General features: G+C 70.2%; 11 protein-coding genes and 2 pseudogenes. 6 read left to right on the top strand and 7 right to left on the bottom strand.

Translation table 11 applies throughout. The annotated features are described in order from the left end of the window. Positions 1 to 11: 11 nt before the first annotated feature. A complete protein-coding gene (locus FVA80_RS08250) occupies positions 12 to 338 on the bottom strand; it encodes a multidrug efflux SMR transporter (protein ID WP_147909534.1) in 327 nt (108 codons plus the stop codon). A gap of 329 nt (positions 339 to 667) precedes the next feature. Between FVA80_RS08250 and FVA80_RS08245 the strand changes: the two genes are divergently transcribed. Further along, the gene (locus FVA80_RS08245) at positions 668 to 1,897 is read left to right on the top strand and encodes a serine hydrolase (RefSeq protein ID WP_147909535.1); all 1,230 of its coding nucleotides are present in this window, start codon (positions 668 to 670) and stop codon (positions 1,895 to 1,897) included. Positions 1,898 to 1,978: 81 nt separating this feature from the next. Here the strand turns inward: FVA80_RS08245 and FVA80_RS08240 are convergent, their stop codons facing one another. Both FVA80_RS08240 and FVA80_RS08235 read right to left on the bottom strand, forming a co-directional pair. Next, positions 1,979 to 3,379: a DUF4105 domain-containing protein gene (locus tag FVA80_RS08240; protein ID WP_147909536.1), complete on the bottom strand. Its 1,401-nt coding sequence runs from the start codon at positions 3,377 to 3,379 to the stop codon at positions 1,979 to 1,981. Positions 3,380 to 3,618: 239 nt separating this feature from the next. Further along, entirely contained in the window at positions 3,619 to 5,319 is a 1,701-nt protein-coding gene (locus tag FVA80_RS08235) for a porin family protein (protein WP_147909537.1), read from the bottom strand. 573 nt (positions 5,320 to 5,892) lie between these two features. Between FVA80_RS08235 and FVA80_RS08230 the strand changes: the two genes are divergently transcribed. Continuing rightward, positions 5,893 to 6,321, top strand: a complete 429-nt coding sequence (locus FVA80_RS08230) for a MucR family transcriptional regulator (RefSeq protein ID WP_147909538.1) — start codon at positions 5,893 to 5,895, stop codon at positions 6,319 to 6,321. A gap of 229 nt (positions 6,322 to 6,550) precedes the next feature. On the opposite strand, the gene FVA80_RS08225 is transcribed toward FVA80_RS08230, so the two are convergent. After that, complete coding sequence (locus FVA80_RS08225; RefSeq protein ID WP_147909539.1) at positions 6,551 to 7,576, bottom strand: PAS domain-containing protein; 1,026 nt, start codon at positions 7,574 to 7,576, stop codon at positions 6,551 to 6,553. Between the two features lie 762 nt (positions 7,577 to 8,338). Between FVA80_RS08225 and FVA80_RS08220 the strand changes: the two are divergent. Next, positions 8,339 to 9,308: pseudogene (locus FVA80_RS08220) on the top strand (sugar kinase). 14 nt (positions 9,309 to 9,322) lie between these two features. Here the strand turns inward: FVA80_RS08220 and FVA80_RS08215 are convergent. Then, a complete protein-coding gene (locus FVA80_RS08215; RefSeq protein WP_147909541.1) occupies positions 9,323 to 10,162 on the bottom strand; it encodes a YfdX family protein in 840 nt (279 codons plus the stop codon). Positions 10,163 to 10,427: 265 nt separating this feature from the next. Here FVA80_RS08215 and FVA80_RS08210 point away from each other — a divergent pair, with 265 nt between their 5' ends. After that, positions 10,428 to 11,228, top strand: a complete 801-nt coding sequence (locus FVA80_RS08210; protein ID WP_147909542.1) for a DUF502 domain-containing protein — start codon at positions 10,428 to 10,430, stop codon at positions 11,226 to 11,228. 72 nt (positions 11,229 to 11,300) lie between these two features. Here FVA80_RS08210 and FVA80_RS08205 read toward each other — a convergent pair whose 3' ends face one another. Both FVA80_RS08205 and recG read right to left on the bottom strand, forming a co-directional pair. Further along, on the bottom strand, positions 11,301 to 11,624 hold the full coding sequence (locus FVA80_RS08205) for a hypothetical protein (protein ID WP_147909543.1): 324 nt from the start codon (positions 11,622 to 11,624) through the stop codon (positions 11,301 to 11,303). A gap of 335 nt (positions 11,625 to 11,959) precedes the next feature. After that, complete coding sequence (gene recG / locus FVA80_RS08200) at positions 11,960 to 14,176, bottom strand: ATP-dependent DNA helicase RecG (protein WP_246692317.1); 2,217 nt, start codon at positions 14,174 to 14,176, stop codon at positions 11,960 to 11,962. A 136-nt stretch (positions 14,177 to 14,312) separates the two neighbouring features. Between recG and FVA80_RS08195 the strand changes: the two genes are divergently transcribed. Both FVA80_RS08195 and FVA80_RS08190 read left to right on the top strand, forming a co-directional pair. After that, on the top strand, positions 14,313 to 15,197 hold the full coding sequence (locus tag FVA80_RS08195; protein ID WP_147909544.1) for an alpha/beta hydrolase: 885 nt from the start codon (positions 14,313 to 14,315) through the stop codon (positions 15,195 to 15,197). Positions 15,198 to 15,356: 159 nt separating this feature from the next. After that, positions 15,357 to 16,578 (top strand): annotated as a pseudogene (locus FVA80_RS08190) (FAD-dependent monooxygenase). The last annotated feature ends 174 nt before the right edge of the window (positions 16,579 to 16,752 follow it).

The following is a 16,752-nucleotide window of genomic DNA, read 5'->3' as shown; positions in this document are numbered from 1 at the left end:
GGGGATCCGGCTCAGTGCTGGCCCTGCCCGGACGCCAGGATGGCCACGCCCACCGCGATGATCGCGATCCCGACCAGCATGGTCGGGCTGATCGCCTCGCCGTACAGCCACGCGCCGCCGAGCGCGGCGCCGATCATGCCGACCCCGGACCAGATCGCGTAGACCACCCCGATCGGCAGCATGTCCATGCTGCTCGACATCAGCCACAGGGCGGTGCCGTAGCCGACCGCCACGATCAGGGTGGGGCCCGGCTTGGTCAGGCCGTCGGCGGCCTTCAGCGCCAGGGTGGCGGTGACCTCCGCGCCGATCGCGAGCCCGAGGATCAGGAAAGGGTTCATCGCGCGGAAGACCTTTTGTGCAGGCGCGGAGCCAGTCTCAAGTGAAAATCGGTTCTTCGGATCGGCAAGGACGATCAGGGGAGGGCGGCGGGTTGCAGTTTGTGCGCGGCAGCCCCCCATAAGGGGCCGCCGACGTTCGGGAGCCCTTGTCCATCGAATCGATGAAGATTTTCGAAGCCTCCGCGCCGGGCACGCGCGGCTGAGCACCGAATTCGACGTCCGACCGAGTTGGCCCTTCGTTAACGCCTCCTCATCATGGTCGCCGCCCGTGCCGAGGCCCCGGTCGACGGCGCCACGGCAGTACCGATCCAGAGCGATACCGATCCACCATGACTGCGTCGCCCGCGATCCCGGAAGCTTCGGCCCGCCCCCGTCCGGGTCGCCGGCGGGGCATGCGCTGGGGTGCGATCGCCGCGGCCGGCGGCGTCGTGGCGGCGGGCTGCGCCTGGACCGCCACCGCACTGATCAACGTCCCGGATCCGGTCACGCTGGCGGCCCTGGCGGTCATCGAGCCGTCCGCGATCGGCCCCTGGTTCCCCAGCCGGGTGGTGCAGGCGCCCGAACGGGCCCGCGACCTGGCATTCCGGCCGAGCCCGATCCTGGAGCGCGTCTCCTGGAAGGGCCGGACGGTTCCGCTCGCGACGATGCTGGCGGAGACGCACACCAACGCCTTCCTGGTGGTGCAGGACGGCGTCCTGATCCACGAATGGCAGCGGCCGGGCACAGGACCGGCGACGCTGTTCCCGTCCTGGTCGGTGGCGAAGTCGATCGTGTCGCTGCTGGTCGGCACCGCGGTGGCGGGCGGCAAGCTCGCGGAGACCGACCGGGTCTCGGCCCTGCTGCCCGAATTGCGCCACGGCGCGGTCTTCGGCCAGATCACCGTGCGCGACCTCCTCGACATGACGAGCGGGATCGCCGTGCCGGAGAACTACGACCCGCAGCATCCGCTGACCGGTACCGCCGGGATGTACCTGACGCGCGACATCACCGCCTTCGTCCGCGACAACGCCCACCTGGCGTTCAAGCCCGGCAGCCAGGGCCGCTACCGCAGCATCGACACCGAGCTGCTCGGCCTGATCCTGGCGCGGGTCGAGGGCAAGCCCCTGGCGGACCTGCTCTCGGAGCGGATCTGGAAGCCGATGGGCGCCCAGTCCGACGCGACCTGGAACCTCGACCGGGCCGGCGGCATCGAGAAGGCGTTCTGCTGCATCAACGCCACGCCCCGCGACTTCGCCCGCCTGGGGCTTCTGGTGGCCGACCAGGGCCGCGCCGGGCAGAACCGCATCATCCCGGCCCGCTGGATCGACCGGATCGAGACGCCGGCCCGCCGGGAGGTCGATGGCTGGCAGTATTCGGCCCAGTGGTGGCACGCCCCCGGGGGCGACGACAGCGACATCTCGGCGATCGGCGTCTACGGCCAGTACGTCTACGTCGACCGCGAGACCGGGACCGTGATCGTGAAGCTCAGCGACCACGGCGCCGAGCAGGACGAGGTCGACACCCTGTCGGTGATGCAGGCCATCGCCCGCGATCTCGCCGCCCGCCGCACGGCCCGCTGACCCGGGCGCGCCGTCGGCGGCCCGGAGGGCAGGAGGGCACGAGGGCAGGAGACCCGGGGAGGGGCCTCAGTCGGGCCTCGGTCAGGCCTCGGTCGGCCCCGCGCCTGATGCGGGCCGGCGCCGGGCGAGGTGAAACAACCGGGTCAGGGACCCGGCCCGCCCGTTGCGGATGAACCGGCGGCCGACACTGGCCCAGGCGATGGACGTCATCGGTGCGGCGGGGTCGACGAGGGCGCTGAGCGCGCGCGTGTAGTCGAGCACCAGGCCGGGGGTCCAGGTCATCGACCGGGCACCGTTGCGCAGCAGCGCCGCGGCCCAGAATTCCGGGCTCGTCAGCGCGTTGGCAAGGCTCCGCCAGGGATGCCCCCCGCGGCTGAACGCGCCCTCCACGGCGACATCCAGGGCGCGGGCGACCGTGGTCGAACAGTTGCGGCTGATGAAGTTGTAGGTCGTGTCGCGGTGATAGACGTCCCAGAACGCCCGCAGCCGGGGGCCGTCGACGCCGTTGAGCGTGACCGCGACGGTGGCCTCGCACCAATCCGCGACCTCCGCGCGATGCGACGGCAGGAACCGGCCGGGGACGTCGTTCTCGGGACCGGCGCGCAGGCTCGACCGGAGGTTGGCCGGCGAGCGGTCGATCTCCACCGCGGGGTAGTGGCTGATATAGAGGTCGCCCGCCAGCTCGAGGGCGGCGTGGCCGGTGGAGTACCGCCCCGCCACGTCGACGGAGGCGACGTAGCGCCGGACCAGCCGCTGCGTGGCCGGCGTCGTGGCCTGGCCGGTCGGCGTCCAGACATAGACGGTCAGGCTGTCGGAACCCGGGGCCGACGCCCCCTCCGGCACCGGCTCCGGGGCCGTCCGCCGGGTCCGCAGGCCCGCCAGGGCCAACCGCAAGCCGTTGATGACCAGGAACATCCCGATGCAGTAGCCCACGGTGCCGACGTACCAGGTCGGCCAAGGCTGCAGGTGGAACACGCCGAAGGCGACGCCCAGCGCGCCGAGCGCCACCGAGGTCCGCCATTCGGGGAACTTCAGCAGGTAGGCGAGGACGATCCGGATCATGCCGTCGACCAGGAAGACGGTGCCGAACAGCATCGCCAGCAGGAAGAAGCTCGAGGCCGAGGCCATCATGATCAGGATGGCCGCCAAGGCCAGGAACAGGCCCTTGAAGATCCGCAGCCGCCGGGCCGCCCCCGCGGCGATCAGGCCGGCGCCGAGCGAACCGAGGGCGTCCACCAGCAGGAGCAGGCCGAACCAGCGCTCCGGGATATGGACCGCCCCCGCGAGGGCATCGATCATCACGGCGACGCCCAGCAGGGCCAGGGCCACGCCGGCGGCCAGGATCAGGTGGGCATGGCGGCGCACCGCCTCGCCCCCGACCAGCACCTGCCACAGCGGCGCCATCCGGGCGTTGCCCTCCCGGATCGGACGATCCGGATCGAGGCCGCCAGGATGGGTTTCCAGGAATGAACGATGGGACATGACAGGTCGTCTTCGGAAGCGCGCGGGCGACCCGCACCTTTCACGACTCGCCTGATGACTTTGTTAAAGCATGCGCGGCCGCCGCCCGTCCCGGGATGGTCTCCCGGGGATGGTCTCCCGGGGATGGTGTCGACGGGGCACATTCGGGCCCGCCGAACCATCCGGCACGGCGAGGTCCCGGACCTGGCGCGCGTTCCGCTCGAACAAGGCGCCGCCCCCGAACCTCGACCCCGCGCAGATCAGTCTTTGCGGACGCGAACCGGCGGGCCGTCCAATCCCCCGAGCCCCAGATCCGACAGCTTGTAGGCGATCTGGGCGAAGGCGCCGTACCGGTCGGTCTCGAACTTGGTCGGGCTGCCCGGGGAGAACGGGAACCTGATACGGCCCGAACCGGTCTGCATCCGCCAGTAGCGGCCGCCGACACCGACGCTGACGGCCGGCCTCAGGTCGTACGAGAGGATACCCTCCGCGAAGTAGCCATCCCCGTGCCCTTTTTGCGGAAGCGGGTTGATGTCGGGCCGGAGCCAGTGGCGATCGACGCCGGTCACGGCGGAGACGGGCAGATAGGCGCCCTCCAGGCTCAGCTTGAACCGATCGAACCGCGCCGCGCCGATGAGGCCGATCCGAAGCGCGTTCCAGCGCAAGTTCTCGCTCAGGACGTTGATGTCGGTCGGAACGGGGCGGCGCGCGCAAATGGTGCCTCCAGCCACCTGGCTGCAGCCATAGCCGTTGGCCAGTTCGGCGTCGTACTGGTAGCCGACGAACCCGCCCAGGCTGAAGCCGTCCCGGCGGAGCGCCGTGTAGCCGAGATCGACGACGCCATAGCCGATGTCGCCGTCCTTAATCCGCGAGAGGGTCTTCGTGTAGGGACTTAAGGCCGGCGGAAAATCCTCGTCGTAGAGGCGACCGGAGGTGACGACGCCCGAACCGAGGAAGCCCTTGGCGAACAGGCCGGTCGGGTTGTGGTCGACCCGGACGAAGCTCTCGCCCGCATGGGCATCGGTGCTCTGGTAGGTCAGGCGGGAATTGACCTGTCCCGGCCTCCGGTCGGATCCGAGCGTATAGCGGGGGCCGCCGGAACTGTAGAAGTAGCGCAGGCCGCCTTCGAAATCCCAGATCCCAGACCCTGCACGGGGGCCTGCGGGCGGCAGGACCGGGAGCCCGGCGCCGAACCGGTAATTGAGGCCGACCCGGGTCAGGATGCCGTCCGTGGTCGCCCGGGTGCCGAAGCGATACCGGGTGGTGTCGTCGAAAATCACGCGGTGCCCGAGATCGTAATAGAGGCCCTCGATCTTGGCGGAGAGATGCGCGCTGAACGCATATTCGAGGCCGCCGCCGACCACGTAGCCGAGGCGGACCTCCCCCCGACGAGCGTCGAAATCACGATTGCTCAGGAAGCTTTGCGTCGTATCGATGCGAACGTTGCCGACCGCGAGGCCGCCGGTGGCGTAGGCCAGCGTCCGGCCGGCGGCGAGGCCCACCTTCCCGCGCAGCGTCGCGAGGTCGTCCAGCCGCTGCCCGGCATGCGCGGTGCTGAAGCGAAAGGCGCCGCCGCCGACGGCCGGAAAAGTCCCTTCGCGGGATCCGTAATCCCAGAGGCGGGTGAACTGGTAATCCGCCGCGCCGCCGATGAGCAGGTGCGCCCCGAACAGCCTGTTGTAGCCGACCTCGCCACCCGCGATGAAGGCACCATCCGCTCCCTTCCGGGTCTGGATGATCGGGCAGCCGGCCGCGCAGCGCCGCCCCGTCGGTCCGATGCAGTCGAACCGCGTCGCGCTGTCCAGGACCCCGTATCCCGCGAACAGGCCGCCATAGAACCCAGCCCATGCGGGTACGGGACGGCCGCCCGATTCGACGACCGGTGTGGTCGCGAAATCTGCTGAATAGGCTTTATTCAACAGGACCGTCTCCATAAGAGCGGCCACTATCAATTTCTTCATTGAAAAACTCAGGTCTTAAATCTTGCCTCGATCCAAATGATCACACCGCATTCAACACACCAGAAACGCCAAGCAACCCCGGATGACTTTAGTTACTCTATTTCATCGAAGCTACGCTACGCACTGCGCACAAGTAAAAATCGATCCCGGTAGGGCCATTCATGTTTCATCACGTCATAGATCGACATTTGAACCGAAGATCTAATCCTGGCACTGATGTCGCCGCACTTCGCGCAATGCGCGTAATTCCCTGCAGCGACGAGCAGGTGAGCTTTTTGGGCCACCCCAGGTAGCCATCGACGCTGACTTGGACTGCATCGGCCCGTGCGACTGAACATTATCTGTCTGGATCCAAAGAACGAGCAACCTCGTGTTGGATTTGTAGGACAAATTATGTTCAAAGACTATCCAAGGTAAACCCTAGACAATTTGCCGCAGTTTCGTATTGTTAGTCGCCAATTCTGGCGGAGCATCAGCAGTCGCGTAGAAGTCCGCACGGGACGATCCGGCAAACTTATCCGTATCCCTCCCAGCCGGACTTGTAACGCCGCGGCAACCTGAAGCGAGGGGAACATGACGACTATCGAACTGCACGAAAAACTGCCGGAACCGAACTACGACTTGATCAAGTGCACGGCTTCACTGGTCGCTGCTTATGTATCGCGGAACGCCGTCGGTGTTGGGGAACTGCCGGTTCTGATCGATCAGGTGCACACGGCCATCTCGGTGCTTCAGGGCAGCACCGCCGGCTCGACCTCGGTGTGGACCGGCCCGACGGCGGCGCAGATCGAGGCCTCGATCGGCCAGGACGGCCTGATCAGCTTCATCGACGGCCGTCCCTACAAGACGCTTAAGCGGCACCTCACCGCCCACGGCCTCACCCCCGAGCGCTACCGCGCCAAGTTCGGCCTGCCCGCCGACTACCCGATGGTCGCCCCGAGCTACGCCGAGCGGCGCTCGCAGATCGCCAAGGCGATCCAGCTCGGCCACAAGGTCGCCTGACTCAAGCGTGCGCGTCCCGACGCGGACCGGGCCCCGGTTCGGGCCGACCGGACCGGTTGCACGGGACGCGCACCTTGAGCGCCGCGATGCCGGGGCTCGCACCGACTGGCATGCGGGTGCCTCCGGCGCAGATCCAGCTCGCTCGCCGGCCGCCGCGCGCCCAGCGGGCGCGGCCGTCCGGGCGGCCGAGGGCGGGCCGGCTCTTATGGCGGGTCCATTCCCGAACCGTTCAGCGCCTGCCCACTGCCAGCGTGCCGTCATCCATCGGGATGAACCGGATGCCGGATCGACGCAGCGACGCGACGGCCTGAAGGCGCGATCGGCTTCCCCGATGCTCGCTGCCCTCCTCCAGGCGGCGGACGGTGGAATGCGACAGGCCGCTGGCCTGGGCCAGGTCCATCATCGACCAGTCGAGCAGGGCGCGCGCGGCGCGCAGATGGTGGCCGGTCACGCACTGATCGAGCCCCTCACCCACAGCCGCCGAGATCGGCATGGGACTGCGGACCGGGTGCTTCAGCCCACAGCGGCCGAGATAGGTGCCGTCCGGATCCTGGACCGGGACCGTGATGATCTTGAAATGCCAGAGCTCGCCGTTGGCGAGGCGCTCGTGGACCGTGCCTTGGAAGAACTGCCGCCGCTCGATCTGCGCCACGGCCGCGTCCTGAAAGGCCGCCCGCTCTTCGGGAACGATCATGACGTAGGGATTGATGCAGATCTCCTCGTGCGAGACCCCGTGCACCTGCGCCACCTCGGAGGGGAACTCGAAGCGGCGATCGAGCCCGAGCGAGAAGCACGCGATGCGCTCCATGAGATACAGGGCCCCCCGCCGCCGCCGCTCCGTCTGGCGCATCAGCACCCGCTGCTCGCGGTCGGTGACATCGAGGGCCGTGCCGTTCACGGCCACGGGCCTTCCGTCCCCGGAGAAGCGCGCCTCCATCATCAGCGAGAGGATGCGGAGCGTCCCGTTCGGGCGAATCACCCGGACGATCGTCTCGCGGGGAACATGGCCCTGCCGGACATCGCCGAGCGTCGGCAGCCGGTGTCGATCCTCCGGATGGACCAAATCCAGGAGCAGATCGTAATGCGCCTTGGCGGCATTGGGGACGAGGCCGAGCAGGCGGAAGAACCCCGGCGACCAGATCTGCTCGCCACCCGCGAGCACCCAGCTCCAGGCTCCGCTCAACCCCCGACTCTCGGTGAGCGTCAGGAATTCCCCGGACGAAAACGTCAGCGCGCTGAGGGCGGAGTGAAACATCTCAATCCCTCTCGGATCTATGCGTGGACGCCGTCGTGTTAGACCCTTCCGTATCGGGCCGAGCCGGCCGCAGGCTGTCGTTCGAGACCAGCCATTGCGCCAGAGGTCGCGCGCACGGGGCTTCCGACGCGCGCACAAAGCCGTGTCCCCGGTCTCCGGGCACGTGCGATTTGCCCCCGCTGTCCTCCATCAGACTTGAACGCATCCCTATACAAATCGATGCCGTCCGGCTTCGACACGGTATCGACCCGCATAGGATATACAGATTCTCCCGCCGATTCACCCTGCTCGTCCGGTAGATCGGCTATGCTTCAGTGACGGCATCAATCATTCAAGATCATTAAAATTTACCCCATCCATATTACAGTCGTTTATTCAAAGGTCTCTCCGCATCAAATGGTACCGTGATTGAGCCATGACAGAAACAAACGCCTGTTACGAACTAAATTTGAATACAATCGATACGTTTCCTCCCGAGACCGCGAACGATGTCCGCTTGCGTTGTCGTCGTACCGAAATTTATCTTCTCGATATCGTTCGACGCAGATTTTCATCACACCGATACGGTCTCTGCCCCGCCCACCCAGGAACATGCACTGGACGACGGCGTGCGACGCTCCCAAACCGGATGCGGGATCGGGTCGATGGGCGTTATTGCGAAACGGGTTCGCGTCCGCGAGGCGGCCGCGCGATTGACAGGCCAGGCCGGACGGGGCCGGTCCTCCACCGGGCCCGTCGAGGCTCCGCACAGGGAGAAACCGCATGAGGGTCGCCTGCGTCGGCGAGTGCATGGTCGAGTTGTCGGAGCGGCCGGACGGGAGCCTGGTCCGCGGTTTCGGCGGCGACACGCTCAACACCGCCCTCTACCTCGCCCGCCTCGGCGTGACGGTGGATTACGTCACCGCCCTGGGGGATGATCCCTGGAGCGACGCGATGGTGGACGCCTGGGGCCACGAGGGTATCGGCCTCGAGCGGGTCCGCCGCCTGCCGGGCCGGATGCCGGGGCTCTACATCATCCGCACCGACGACGCGGGCGAACGCAGCTTCCATTACTGGCGCGACAGCGCCGCCGCCCGGGACCTGTTCTCGGAGCCGGGCGCCGCCGAGACGCGCGCCGCCCTGGAGGCGGACGACCTCGTCTACGTCTCCGGGATCAGCCTGTCGCTCTACGGCGAGGCCGGCCGCGCCGCCTTGGCCGAAACCCTGGCGGCCCTGCGCGCCCGGGGCGGGCGGGTCGCGTTCGACACCAATTACCGGCCCCGCGGCTGGCCGGACTGGGAGGTGGCCCGGGCGGCGTTCCGCGCCGGCCTGGCGCAGGCAGACCTGATCTTCGCCTCGGTCGAGGACCTGGACTGGCTGTTCGGAGAGGCCGGAGAAGAGGAGGTGCTGCGCCACCGCTCCCGTGCCGAGATCGTGCTCAAGACCACGGACGGCCCGGTCCCGGTGGCCCGGGTGCTGCACGGGACGTCGGACGTGAGCGTACCGGCCGGCCCGGTGGACCGGGTGGTCGACACGACGGCCGCGGGCGACAGCTTCGCGGCCGGCTACCCTCGCGGCGCGCATCGCCGGGCTGGCCCCGGAGGCCGCCGCCGTCGAGGCGCACCGCCTGGCGGGCGCCGTGATCCGGCATCGCGGCGCGGTGATCCCCGGGACGCGATGCCGGACTCCGCCATCCGACGTCCCGAATCCGGGACCCGGCGGTAGCGGCGGGGTTGGAGCGGCGGACCCGTAGCCCGCCGCCCCGCCTCACTGCGCGGCCGGCTTGGCGGTGCTGACCGTGGTGTGTCCGGCCTCCGGCTTGGGCGCGGCAGCCGCCTTCGGCACCGTAGTCGCGTCGATCGTATCGAAGCGCACGCCGTCCTCGACCTGCTTCAGCGCGACGTTGGCCTGGTAGTACTGGCCGTCGGCGATCAGCTTGGCGGCCTGATCGACGTCCTGGGTGGTCTTGACCAGCGGCACCACCGCCATGGTGAAATCGACATCGACGCCGGCAAGCTTGAGCCGGTCGACCGCGCCGGTTCGATCTCCGGCCCGCAGTTTGTGGTTGGCTTCGTCGATCGCGGTGGACTGATCCTTGGTGCGGGCTACGAAGTCGTCGGCCAGGACCAGTTGCGCGTCGACCGGCAACCACGTGACCGACTCGGTCGCGCGCGGGGTCCCGGCCTTCGCCGGCGGCGTGTCCTTGGCGCTCGCTTGCCCCATCGCGGCGTCGCCCGCCGGGGCGCCCCCTGCCATCGTGGCCGTCGTGCGCATGCCGGACGGCGGCTTGAGGTCAGCTTCGGCCTTCGTGAAGGCGGTGGAGTCGGTCTTGGCCTTCTCCAGTGCGGATTGGGCGTGACTGACGAACATCCGCGCCTGCTCGGGCTTCGCCTCGTAGATCGCGAGCCGCGCCAGGTGGACGTCGCGATAGGCGTCGATGCCGTCGGTCGACAGCTTGCCGGCCTCCGCGGCGGCCTGCTTCTGCTGCGCGCCGGTCACGTGCGGTGCCGCGCGGTCCGGCTGCGCGGCTTGGTCGGCGGCCGCGGCCGCGCCGGCGAGCAGGGTCGATGCGGCCAGGGCAGCCGCCAGCGTCTTCAGTCTGGTCATATCAGGATTCCGGTCTGGCCCGGTGGGCGTCGGCGGCCGGTGTCGGTCGTCTTCAGCGCGCCGTCGGGACTGCCGGAACAACCGCCTGCCGGGGGCGGCCGTTGCGTGAAATTTCGGTCATGGCTCGGCCACCGGACGGTCAGGCGGCGAGGCCGCATGCGGCTATCGCCCTTGAGGCGGACAAGCGCAGCCGCTACCTGTGCCTTCGGGGGACCGATCGCCCCCAGGCAGGATCGCCGCAGGTCGAGCGGCCGAGAGGGCACCCGTGGCGCCGAGTTCCCCGCCGATTCAGGCTCCCGAGACCGACGCATCCGCGCCCGGCCCCGCCACCCCGAAGACGCGCGTCAGCGCGCGGGGGCGGCTGCGCACCTATTTCCTCACCGGCATCATCGTGGCCGGACCGCTGGCGATCACCGCCTACATCACGTGGTGGTTCATCGCGCTGATCGATTCCTTCGTGAAGCCGCTGGTGCCGGCGAACTACCTGCCGGACCATTACCTGCCGTTCTCGATCCCCGGCCTCGGCCTCGTCATCGCGTTCCTGGCGGTGACACTGCTGGGCTTCCTCACGGCGAACCTGGTCGGCCGCTCGGTGATCGAGTTCGGCGAGGTGCTGCTGGCCCGCACCCCGGTGATCTCCGGCCTGTACAAGGGCCTGCGCCAGATCTTCGAGACCCTGTTCTCGGCCAACGGCACCTCGTTCCGCACGGTCGGCCTGGTCGAGTTCCCGGTGAAGGGCACGTGGTCGGTGGTGTTCCTGTCGGCTCCGGCCTCCCCGGAGGTCGAGGGCGCGCTGCAGGCCCGGAACGCCGCCGGCGCCGACGAGATGGTCGGGGTGTTCCTGCCCTGCGCGCCCAACCCGACCACGGGCTTTTTCTTCTACCTGCCGCGCTCGGCGGTGGTGGAACTGCATATCAGCGTCGACGACGCGGCCAAGCTGGTGATGTCGGCGGGCGTGATCCAGCCGGAGGACCCGCAGGGGCGGCTTCATGCCATGGCGGCGTCCCTGCGGACGGCGCAGCAGGCGGGCGACCCGGCGGCTCACCGGGAGCCGCAGGACGCGTGAGGCCCAACGGAAAGGGCCGCCCCGCGCGCGGGCCGGCCCTGAAATCCGTCACTCACCCTGGGATCGGGCGGCTCAGCGCTGCAGCGAAGCCGTCTGCGGCGCGATGGTCGGCGGGGTGGCCTGAGCGACCGTCACGGCGCTGCGGGTCGGAGTAGGGGTCCAACCGGTGGCGCACTGGATGGTCAGGGCCAGGCCCAGCGCGATGCAGATCCCGTTGGCAGCGAGCCAGAACGGACGCGCGGCCCGCCGCACGGCAGCCTGCAGATCCTCCGACGTCTTCGTCACCGCTGCGACGGCACCGTCCGAGATCGGCAGCAACCAGGGCTCGGTCGGCAGGGCTTGGATACCGGCCATCTCGTGGGAGCCCGGCAGGTTTTGGAACAGTCCGTTCGACATGTCCGTCCTCCAGATTCGTCCGTGATGTCCCGGCTTACCGGGCCATTCGTTCATCTACAGTTAAGGGACGATTGTGGCTGATGCAAGGTCAAGGCGCATGCCTACGCGCTCTCCCGCCGCCGAGAGGCCGGCCCCGGAGCGCCTACTGCTCAGCACAAGTCCTTCTCAAACAAAGATCTTTTTCGCAAGACGTGTTCCGCGTGCATCAGCAGGCGGCTTCGTGCGGTTTGTTCCCGGGCACAGAGGGCGAGGTGGCGCTTTCCTGAACGGCGAGCATTCCTGAACGCGCCGTTCAGGAATGCCACGTCCCACCCGGGCCGTTCAGCCGGCCCCGATCAACCGGCCCCGATCAACCGGATCGCGGCATCGCGCTCGAACAGGTAGAGCAGCACCCGCAGCGCCTGGCCGCGCGGGCTCTTCAGGCCGGGATCGCGCTCGACGATCATCCGGGCGTCGTCCCGGGCGGCCACGAGCAGGTCGCCGTCGCTCTCGAGCCGGGCCAGCCGGAACGCGGCGAGGCCCGACTGGCGGGTGCCGAGCACCTCGCCCTCGCCGCGCAGCTTCAGGTCGGCCTCGGCGATGCGGAAGCCGTCCTCGCTGTCGCGCATCATCTCGAGCCGGGCCCGCGCCACCTGCCCGAGCGGCCCGCGGTAGAGCAGCAAACAGGACGACGCCTTGGAGCCGCGCCCGACCCGGCCCCGGAGCTGGTGCAGCTGCGCCAGGCCGAACCGCTCGGCATGCTCGATCACCATGATGGTCGCCTCGGGCACGTCGACCCCGACCTCCACCACCGTGGTCGAGACCAGGACCTTGGTGTCCCCGGCGGCGAACCGGGCCATGGCGGCGTCCTTCTCGGGCCCCGGCATCTTGCCGTGGATCAGCCCGACCGCGTCGCCGAAATGCTGTTTCAGGTCGTCGAAGCGCTCGGCCGCGGCGGCGAGGTCGATGAACTCGGATTCCTCCACGAGCGGGCAGATCCAGTAGACCCGCTCCCCCGTGGCGATCGCCCGGGCGAGCCCCGCCACGACCTCGTCGATCCGCTCGGTCGGCAGGGTGATAGTGCGGATCGGCTGGCGGCCGGCGGGCTTCTCGTCGAGGACCGAGACGTCCATGTCGCCGAAGAAGGTCAGCGCCAGCGTGCGCGGGATCGGCGTCGCGGTCATGACCAGGAAGTCCACCGCCTCGCCCTTGGCGCCGAGCGCCAGGCGCTGGTGCACGCCGAACCGGTGCTGCTCATCCACGACGGCGAGACCGAGGTCCCGGAACGTCACCGCCTCCTGGAACAACGCGTGGGTGCCGACCAGGATGTCGATCTCGCCCGCCGCGAGGGCGGCGAGCGTGCTCTTGCGCTCGGCCGCCCGGTCGCGGCCGGTCATCAGGCGCAGCCGCAGGGAGCCGGCCAGCGGCTGGAGCCGTTCGAAATGCTGCCGGGCCAGGATCTCCGTGGGCGCCATCAGGGCGGCCTGCCGCCCGGCCTCGACGGCCGAGGCCAGGGCGAGCAGGGCCACCGCGGTCTTGCCCGAGCCGACATCGCCCTGGAGCAGGCGCAGCATCCGGCGCGGGGCGGCGAGATCCTCGCGGATCTCCGCCACCGCCCGGGCCTGGGCGCCGGTGAGCGCGAAGGGCAGGGCGGCCCGGATGCGCCCGCTCAGCGCCCCGTCGCCGGCGTTGACCCGGCCGGCCTTGCGCCGCTGGCGGGCCCGCATCAGGGCGAGCGCCAGCTGCGAGGCGAGCAATTCGTCGTAGGACAGCCGCCGCCGTGCGGGGGTGGCCGGCGGCGGCTGGAGCGGATCCTCGGCCTTCGGCAGCGGTTCGTCGGGGCGGTGCTCCACGCGGAGCGCATCCGCGAAGGCGGGCAGGCGGTTCTTCTCCAGCCAGGCCGGATCCTGCCATTCGGGCAGGGTCGGCAGGCGATCCAGGGCCGCCACCGCGAGCTTGTTGATCGCCCGGGACGTCAGCCCCTCCGTGGCGCCATAGATCGGCTCGACGGCGGGCAGCTCGGCCAGGCCCGCCTCGTCCACGATGCGGGACGGGTGGACCATCTGGCGGGTGCCGTCCCACAGGTCGATCCGGCCGGTGATGTAGCGATGCGCACCCAGCGGCAGCATCTTCTCCACCCGGGCGCGGGGCATGCCGAAGAACACCAGGGAGATGTCGCCGGTGGAATCCTCCACCAGCACCCGGTGCGGGCGCTTGCCCGATCCGATCTGGGCCGGACGGTGGGCCACCACGGTGACCCCGACGGTCACCGGCTCGCCCACGGGCGCCTCGCTGACCGAGCCCATCAGCCGGCGCGGGACGCCGCCCTGGGGCAGGTGGAACAGCAGGTCCACGATCCGGGCCTCCCGCTCAGGCGTGCCGAGCAGCTTCTCGATCAGCGGCGCCATCTTGGGGCCGACGCCCGGCAGGGCGCGGGCCGGGGCGAACAGGGGATCGAGGATGCTCGGACGCAGCAGCGGCGCGCGGACGCCCTCCGGCGCCTCCGCGGCGTCGGGGTCGTTCACGGCCGCATCCCGGGGGGCGGCGTCCTGAGAGGCGCGTGCATCTGTCATGGTGGCTCGGCGGACATCGTGCCGGAGCCGCCTTATCATCCGGTGCATCCCGGCGCGCCAGTGCGGCGCAAGGCACGGGCGCATGGCACCTGGACTCACGGCACACGCGTTCGCGACACGGAGGCGACCCACCCGCATGACGACGGATTTTCTGCCGGGCTTCGACCGGCACCGGATCGAGACCGCACCCGGCGTGACGATCCACGCGCGCTCGGCCGGCTCGGGGCCGCCGGTGCTGCTGCTGCACGGCCACCCGCAGACGCTGTCGACCTGGCTGCACGTCGCCCCGCGCCTGGCCGAGCGCCGCACCATCGTGGCGATGGACCTGCGTGGCTACGGCGATTCGGACAAGCCCCCGGGCGGCGAGCGCCACGCCGCCTACGCCAAGCGCGCCATGGCGGCGGACGCGGTGGCGGTGATGCGGGCGCTCGGCCACGACCGGTTCGCTGTGGTCGGCCACGACCGCGGCGGCCGCGTCGCCCACCGCCTGGCCCTGGACCATCCGGAGCGGGTCGAGCGCCTGGCCCTGTTCGACATCGCCCCCACGGCGACGATGTACGCCCGCACCGACAAGGCCTTCGCGACGCGCTATTTCTGGTGGTTCTTCTTCATCCAGCCGCATCCGCTTCCCGAAACCCTGATCGGCGCGGACCCGGAATACTTCCTGCGCCACCACATCGAGGGCCAGTCCAAGACCCCCGGCTCGACCCCGCCGGACCTCTTTTCGGAATACCTGCGCTGCTACAGTGACCCGGCCTGCCGCCACGCGATCTGCGAGGATTACCGGGCGGCGGCAGGCATCGACCTGGAGCACGACGCGGCCGATTCGGGGGCGCGGATCACGGCGCCGCTGCTCGCCCTCTGGGGTGCGCGGGGCGTGGTCGGCCAGACCTACGACGTGCTGGAGACCTGGCGCGAGAAGGCCACAGCCGTCTCGGGCCGGGCGCTCGATTGCGGGCATACCTTGCAAGAGGAGCGGCCCGAGGAGGTGTTCTCGGAGCTGTCGGCGTTCCTCGGGTGAAACGGCGCGCTCGGACGGCGAGGGGAGGCCGAGGCGCGAGGCCATTGCTCGGCTCCGGGCTGCGGCTTTGTGGCCTCCGCAGATCGGACTTGGCAGGGATGCCGGAAAACTCAGATAGGAGCAGGAGCGGGCGACCGGATCGGTAACGGGCGAGGAATCGTGCAGGGCAACAAGGCCGAAGGCGCAACGTTCGACGTCGCCGTGGTGGGCGCGGGAGCCGCGGGGCTCGCCGCCGCGCTGGCGAGCGCCCAGGCCGGCATCCGGACCGCCCTGGTCGGCCGGCACGCTCCCGTGGCGGACGGGCGCACCGTGGCGCTGCTGGACGGGTCGGTGCGCTTCCTGGAGGCGCTGGGCGCCTGGGAGGCGGTGGCGCCGCAGGCCAGCCCGCTCTGCACCCTGCAGATCATCGACGACACCGGCAGCCTGTTCCGGCCGCCGCCGGTGCGCTTCCAGGCCGCCGAGATCGGGCTGGACGCCTTCGGGTGGAACGTCGAGAGCGCCCGCCTGGTCGAGAGCCTGCGCATCCGGGCCCGCGCCCAAGAGAATCTCACCCTGGTCGAGGCGGATGCGGCCGGCGCCGCCCCGGCGAGGCGGTCTCGCGCCTGACCCTGGCGGATGGCGGCACGGTCGCGGCGCGTCTGGTGGTGGGCGCCGACGGGGCGCGCTCCCCACTTCCGGGCCGCCAGCGGCGTGCGCGTGCGCGACTGGACCTATCCGCAGAGCGCCATCACCACGATCCTGGCGCATGACCGCCCGCACCGGGACGTCTCCACCGAGTTCCACACCCGCTCCGGCCCGTTCACCCTGGTGCCGCTGCCGGGCGGCCACCGGTCGAGCCTCGTCTGGGTCACCGCGGAGTGCGCCGCGCGGCGCCTCGCGGCCCTGGACGACGCCGCCCTGGGCCAAGCGGTGGAGCGCCAGGCCCGGGCGATGCTCGGCGCGATGCGGATCGACGGCCCCGGGGCCTCGTGCCGATGCGCGGCCTGTCCGTGTCGAGCCCGGTGGCGCAGCGCCTGGCGCTCGTCGGCGAGGCGGCCCACGTCTTCCGCCGATCGGCGCACAGGGGCTGAACCTCGGCCTGCGCGACGCGGCCGCCCTGCGCGACCTGCTGGTCGCCGCCTCCCAGGACGGCCGCGACCCCGGCGGCCGGCCGGTGCTCGACGGCTACGCCCGGAGCCGCCGCCGCCTCGACGCGGCGGCCCGCACGGCCGCGGTCGACCTCCTGAACCGAAGCCTGCTCACCGACCTCGTTCCGGTCGACGCGCTGCGGGGCCTGGGACTGCTGGCGATGTCGCATCTCGGTCCGCTCCGGCGGATCGTGATGCGCGAGGGCGTGCTGCCGCGGCTCGGCGCGCCGGAACTGATGCGCGGCGCGCGCTGAGCGCGCTTCCAATCGCCGCCGATGAAGCGCCGTGGGCCCTTGGCCGAATCGGACACGATCGTCCGGGCAGATCGTCCAAGGCCGTCATGGCGCGCAGCGCAGCGACCCAGTGCTGCGCTGCACTCCGGGAGGGCGCGCGGCCTGAGGTTGCCTCGCGGCACCCGCTAGGGCGGC

Source organism: Methylobacterium sp. WL1, from assembly GCF_008000895.1.
Classification (GTDB): domain Bacteria; phylum Pseudomonadota; class Alphaproteobacteria; order Rhizobiales; family Beijerinckiaceae; genus Methylobacterium.
Note: the sequence above shows the minus strand (reverse complement) of the source record. Positions and strands in the feature narration are given on the sequence as shown.